The organism is Hydrogenophaga sp. GW101-3F08, from assembly GCF_059424585.1.
On the sequence record NZ_JBWKZP010000002.1, the window covers coordinates 819,642 to 825,657 of the forward strand.

5 protein-coding genes are annotated in these 6,016 nt (G+C 68.3%); 2 read left to right on the top strand and 3 right to left on the bottom strand.

The features are described 5' to 3' along the window. Nucleotide 1 precedes the first annotated feature (1 nt). Entirely contained in the window at nucleotides 2-649 is a 648-nt protein-coding gene (locus AC07YZ_RS09475) for an ATP-binding cassette domain-containing protein (RefSeq protein ID WP_494794550.1), read from the top strand. 9 nt (nucleotides 650-658) lie between these two features. On the opposite strand, the gene selD is transcribed toward AC07YZ_RS09475, so the two are convergent. The 3 genes from selD to AC07YZ_RS09490 all read right to left on the bottom strand — a co-directional run bounded on the left by selD (nucleotide 659) and on the right by AC07YZ_RS09490 (nucleotide 4,354). Then, nucleotides 659-2,944, bottom strand: coding sequence for a selenide, water dikinase SelD (gene selD, locus AC07YZ_RS09480; protein ID WP_494794551.1), 2,286 nt, complete (start codon nucleotides 2,942-2,944; stop codon nucleotides 659-661). A gap of 105 nt (nucleotides 2,945-3,049) precedes the next feature. Beyond that, entirely contained in the window at nucleotides 3,050-3,862 is an 813-nt protein-coding gene (locus tag AC07YZ_RS09485) for an alpha/beta fold hydrolase (RefSeq protein ID WP_494794552.1), read from the bottom strand. A gap of 27 nt (nucleotides 3,863-3,889) precedes the next feature. Continuing rightward, entirely contained in the window at nucleotides 3,890-4,354 is a 465-nt protein-coding gene (locus tag AC07YZ_RS09490) for a DUF4863 family protein (RefSeq protein ID WP_226493425.1), read from the bottom strand. A gap of 231 nt (nucleotides 4,355-4,585) precedes the next feature. On the opposite strand from AC07YZ_RS09490, the gene boxC reads away from it, so the two are divergent. Next, the coding region (gene boxC, locus AC07YZ_RS09495; RefSeq protein ID WP_494794553.1) for a 2,3-epoxybenzoyl-CoA dihydrolase at nucleotides 4,586-6,016 on the top strand (1,431 nt) is incomplete at its 3' end.

Here is a 6,016-nt window from a genome sequence, read left to right on the forward strand (position 1 = left end):
CATGCTGGATATACGGAACCTCACCATCACCCAGGGCCCGAATGCGCTGATTGCGGGGCTGAACCTGCAGGTCGAGCGGGGCGCCATTGCGACGGTGACCGGGGCTTCGGGCTCGGGCAAGTCCACGCTGCTCAACTGGCTGGTGGGCGATCTGGACCCGGCCTTCCAGGCCAGCGGTGAGCTGTGGCTGGACGGCCAGCGCCGCGACCAGCTGCCGGTGGAAGCGCGGGGTGTCGGCATCCTGTTCCAGGACGACCTCTTGTTTCCGCACCTGAGCGTGGGCCAGAACCTGGCCTTCGCCTTGCCCGCGGCGCTCAAGGGCGCCACCGCGCGCCGCGCGCGGGTGGAACAGACGCTGCGCGAGATCGGGCTGGACGGCTTCCACGACCGCGATCCCGCCACGCTTTCGGGTGGTCAGCGCGCCCGCGTGAGCCTCATGCGCGCCTTGCTGGCGGAGCCCGGCGCGCTGCTGCTGGACGAGCCGTTCTCCCGGCTCGATGCCGAGCTGCGCGCGCAGTTCCGCGGCTTCGTGTTCGAGCAGATCGCCCGCCAGCGCATTCCGACCTTGCTGGTCACGCACGACCCGGACGACGTGCCGCCCGGCGGGCGGGTGCTGGACATCCACCAATGGCAAGGGCCTCCGGTCTGACACACGCCATCAGGGGGTCAGCACCACCGGTTCCAGCGCGTCGGAAGCGCCGCGGATGCGCCCGATGGCGGCCGTCTGCGCATAGCCCGCGGCCTTCAGGGCGCGGATGCAGGCGCTTGCCTGATCGGCCGGCACGCTGGCCAGCAGGCCGCCGGCCGTCTGCGGGTCGAACAGCAGCGGGTAACGCGGGTCTTTCACGAAGTCTTCGGCGTTGCGCAAGGCGCGGCGCAGCCGCACATTGGCCGGTTGCAGCGAGCTGACGATGCCGGCCTCGACGCATTCCACCGCACCGTCGAGCAAGGGCAGGGCGCTCAACTGCAGCTCGGCGTCCACGCCCGAGGGGCGCGTCATCTCCACCAGGTGCCCGAGCAGGCCGAAACCGGTCAGGTCGGTGCAGGCGGTGGCGCCGTACTGGCGCAGGATCTGGGCGCCGGCCTGATTCGATACCACCATGGATTGCAGCGCGGAGGCGATCCAGCGGCCTTTGGCGGCGTGCCGCGCGTGGGCCGCGAACAGGGTGCCGGTGCCGATGGGTTTGGTGAGCAGCAGCACGTCGCCGGGCCGCATGCCGCCCTTGCGCATGACGCCGTCCAGTTGCTCGTCGATCAGGCCGTTGACGGCGAAGCCCAGCGCCAGCTCTCGGCCTTCGCCGGTGTGCCCACCGACCAGGCTGCAGCCCGCGGCGTTCAGCACCTCGACCGCGCCGGTCATCATCTGCAGCAGCAGGTCTTCGATCTTGGCCTCCAGGCCGGGCGGCACGGTGGCGATGGCCGTGGCGGACTGCGGCTCGGCGCCCATGGCGAAGATGTCGCCCAGCGCGTGGTTGGCCGCGATCTGGCCAAACAGGTAGGGGTCGTCGATGAAGCTGCGGAAGAAATCCACGGTGTGCACCATGGCCTTGCCGGGCGGTACACGCACCACGGCAGCGTCGTCGGGCGCGTGCAGGCCGATCAGCACGTCGTCGCGCTGCACCGGTTGCAGCTGCCCCAAGGCGCGGCTCAGGATGCTGGCGCCCACCTTGGCGCCGCAGCCGCCGCAGCGCATGGCGATGGCCGAGATGGCCTGCTGCGATTCTTCGGCGCTCAGCGTCAGGCCGCTGGTGGGCGCGGCCGCTGCCGGGCCCGCGTCCGCCATGGCCGGCAGCTCGGTGAACCTGCGCATGAAGCGGCGGTCGATCCAGTCCTTCCAGGTCCAGACCCAGGCGCCGGCGAAGCCCAGGGCGCCGCGCGAGGCCACGGCGTAGCGGTCGCCGGTGGAGATCAGCGCCAGCCATTGTTGCTGGGGTTGGTAGGCCACCAGGGGCTGGCCGCACAGGCTGAGACGCAGGTTCTTCGCCAGCGGCGGGCCCATGCGCACGGCGAACACTCCCGCCTTCTCCAGCGGTCGGGCCGTGAACGAGGCCACGTCGCCCGCGGCAAAAATCTTCGGGTCGTCCAGGGCCTGCAGTTGCGGATTGACCTGGATGAAGCCGTCCTCGTCCAGCGCCAGGCCCGTGCTTTGCAGCCAGGCCGGCCCGCCGGCCTGCGTGACCCACATCGTCTCATCGGCATCGAAGGTGCGGCCGTCCTGCGTGTGCAGGCAGCCGGGCGAGACCTGCGTCACCTCGGCGCGGGTGTGCACCGCCACATGGCGCTCGCGCAAGATGCGGGCGAAACGCTCACGCACCGAGGGGTTGTGCGTCGGCAGCAGGGTGTCGCTCGCGGTGAGCAGCACGAAACGCAGCAGCTCGGGGTTGCGGCCCAGCTTCTGCAGCTCGTTGCGCAGCCGGTACTGCATGGACAGCGCCAGCTCCACGCCGCCGGCGCCACCGCCCACCACGGCGATCGTGAAGCGGCTGTGCAGCGCGCGCACGCGGTCGAGCAACTGCAGCCAGCGCTGGTTGAAATGGGCGATGGGCTTGACCGGCACGGTGTTCGCCCGCGCGCCATCCACCTGGCGCAGCTTGGGTGTGGAGCCGGTGTTGATGGACAGCAGGTCGTAGGGCATCGACGGCCGGTCGCGCAGCAACACGCGCTGGTTGGCGCGGTCCAGGCCGATCACCTCACCGTGGATGAAGCGCGCCCCGGCAAACGCCGCCAGGCGGCCCAGGTCGATGTGCACCTCGTCAAAGCTGTAGTGGCCCGAGATGTGGCCGGGCAGCATGCCGGAGTAGGGCGTGTCGATGTCGGTGCAGATCAGCGTGATGCGCAGGCCCGGCTCGGGCCGCATGGCGAACATGCGCAGGGCGACCACGTGGCTGTGGCCCCCGCCAACGAGGACCAGGTCGCGCAGGATGGGTTGTTCGGGGGCTTGCATGGGACCTCGGTTCGGGGCTGTTGCCGCCGATCATAGGTGGGCGCACGCCGCGCTGCAGCCGGCTGCACCAGGTCGCCACCGGGAGGTCGATGGCGTTCCCGTGCTTTACCGCCCGTGCCGGGGCCACCGGGCCACGAAGGTCTCGATGGTGTGGGTCAGTTCGTCGGGGCGGTCGCGGTGCGGTGAATGGCCGCAACCCGGCATGACATGCGTCGTGGCCTGCGGTGCCAGGGCGCCGATGCGCTCGATCTGGGCCAGCGTGCCGTATTCGTCGGCGCTGCCCTGGACCGCCAGCACCGGGCAGCGGATGAGCGGCAGCAGGTCTTCGATCGACCAGTGGCGGAACGCCGAGGACAGCCAGACGTCGTTCCAGCCCCAGAAGGCCGAGTCCGGGTCCTGGTGGTGCCGGGCCAGCCGGGCTTTCAGGTCGGTCTGGAGGTAGGCCTCGCGCGCCTGCTGGATGCTGCGCACGGAGATGTCTTCCACCATCACGTGGGGCGCTACCACGATCAGGCCCTGCACCGACTCGGGGTGGCGCGCGGCGTGGATCAGCGCGATCGACCCGCCGTCGCTGTGGCCCAGCAACCAGACTTCGCGGTACGTCTGGTGCACGCCGAGTGTGCGCAGCAAGGCCGGCAGCACCTCGCTGGCCTGGCGCTCCAGAAAGTCGGGCTGCCAGTGCTGGTCCGCGGGCCGTGGGGTCGAGCGGCCATAGCCGGGCCGTGAATAGACCAGGCCATGCCAGTCCAGCGCCTGGCAGAGCCGGGCGGGGTAGTCTCGCCACATGCTGACCGAGCCCAGCCCCTCGTGCAGGAACACCAGCAGGGGCCGGTCGGCGGTGCTGGCGGGCATCCACCGGGTTTCGATGTCGACGGCGCTGCCGGCCCAGTCCACGCGGCAAACGGTGGTGGTGTTCATGGGTTCTTTTTCGCGGCGGACGGCGGCTCACTGGGTGAATTCGATGCGGCCTTCGGGCAGCAGGTACAGGACCAGGGCGCGGCCGCCGGCCACGGTGGGCGAGTGCGCCGAGCCCGGGCCATAGACCAGCCAGCCCGCGCCGCGACCGTCGAAGGTGGCCGTGTCGTCCAGCGGCATGATCAGATCGATTTCCCCCAGGGGGTGCGCATGGTGGGGGCCGGCGAGGCTGTTCATGTCCACCACGTCCACCGAAAAGCGGTGCAGGGCGTCGTCGGGTTTGAAGATCCGTCCGTACCTGAGGCCGCCCCCTTCGCGCTGGCAGAGCCAGCCCTCGGCCACCCCTTGTTCGCACGCGGCCTTGAGTTCGCGGTAGGTGGGCGAGGCGGCGCCCAGTTCATGGTTGAGCCACGCCTGTAGCGGGGCGTCGAGCGCACGGTCGCCGATCTGTCGCGTCACGTCTTGCAGCAGGGTCTTGAATGCATCGGGGTTCACGGGAGTCTCCTGGTGGTCATGGGGTATGCACTATTGTGCAGTTCGGCAAGACTAGCGGAATGTGATGATCTGTCAAGCAGTATGTTGCACGCCTATTGGGTGTGATTCGCGCAGGCAGTGAGAGTGATGGGTTGTTATATGCATTAAAATGCTTGACCTGGTGCAATTACGTGCACTATGATGCATCAAATCCAGCCCAACAGCATCTTGCATTTACCTAGGAATGGCCCCATGAACGCTCCCGATCCCTTCGTCACGCGCCAGGCTCAGATGGTTGACTACCGAACCGCCCCGAGCGAATACCGCCATTGGAAACTCGCCTTCGATGGCGCGGTTGCCACCCTGGCGATCGACATCGACGAAGACGGCGGCATCCGCCCGGGCTACAAACTCAAGCTCAACAGCTACGACCTGGGCGTGGACATCGAACTGCACGACGCCCTGAACCGCATCCGCTTCGAACACCCCGAAGTGCGCACCGTGGTCGTCACCAGCGGCAAAGACCGCGTGTTCTGCTCCGGCGCCAACATCTTCATGCTCGGCGTCTCCAGCCACGCCTGGAAAGTGAACTTCTGCAAGTTCACCAACGAAACCCGCAACGGCATCGAAGACAGCAGCAAACATTCCGGCCTCAAATTCCTCGCCGCCTTGAACGGCGCCTGCGCCGGCGGCGGCTACGAACTGGCCCTGGCCTGCGATGAAATCCTCTTGGTCGACGACCGCTCCAGCGCGGTCAGCCTGCCCGAAGTGCCGTTGCTCGGCGTCTTGCCCGGCACCGGGGGCCTGACCCGCGTGACCGACAAACGCCACGTGCGCCACGACCTGGCCGACATCTTCTGTACCACCAGCGAAGGCGTGCGCGGCCAAAAGGCCGTGGACTGGCGCCTGGTCGACGCCGTGGCCAAGCCCCAGCAGTTCGCCGCCGCCGTGAGCGAACGCGCCGCCAAACTGGCCACCCAGAGCGACCGCCCGGCCGGCGCCAAAGGCGTGAACCTGCCTCGCATCGAACGCAGCGACAGCGAAGATGGCATGGCCTACACCTATGTGAATGTGGCCATCGACCGCGCCAAACGCAACGCCACCCTCACCATCAAAGCCCCGAGCGGCGCCCAGCCGACCGACATCGCAGGCATCGAAGCCGCCGGTGCCGCCTGGTACCCGCTGCAGATGGCCCGCGAACTGGACGACGCCATCCTCAACCTGCGCACCAACGAACTCGACATCGGCACCTGGATCCTGAAAACCGAGGGCGATGCCGCCGCTGTGCTGGCGTGCGACCAGCTTCGCGAGCGCTTTGCCGATCACTGGTTGGTTCGCGAGGTCCAAGGGCTTCTGCGCCGCACCTTCGCGCGTCTGGACGTGTCTTCTCGCAGCCTGTTCGCTTTGATCGATGAGGGTTCGTGTTTTGCCGGGACGCTGGCTGAGCTGGCCTTTTGCGCCGACCGTACCTACATGCTGGCATTGCCAGATCAGCCTGAAAAAGCGCCGCGACTGACCTTGTCCGATGAAAATTTTGGTTCGTTGCCCATGGTGAACGACCAGTCGCGCCTGCAGCGCCGCTTCTACGAAGAAGCCGGCCCCATGGAAGCCGCGCGCGGCGCCATCGGCCAGGCCCTGGACGCCGACGCCGCCTTCGCCCTGGGCCTGGTGACCGCCGCGCCC

Bases quoted from the DNA above. Each gene is read 5' to 3' on its own strand.
- AC07YZ_RS09475 (WP_494794550.1), top strand. From the start codon at position 2: ATGCTGGATATACGGAACCTCACCATCACCCAGGGCCCGAATGCGCTG.
- selD (WP_494794551.1), bottom strand. From the start codon at position 2,944: ATGCAAGCCCCCGAACAACCCATCCTGCGCGACCTGGTCCTCGTTGGC.
- AC07YZ_RS09485 (WP_494794552.1), bottom strand. From the start codon at position 3,862: ATGAACACCACCACCGTTTGCCGCGTGGACTGGGCCGGCAGCGCCGTC.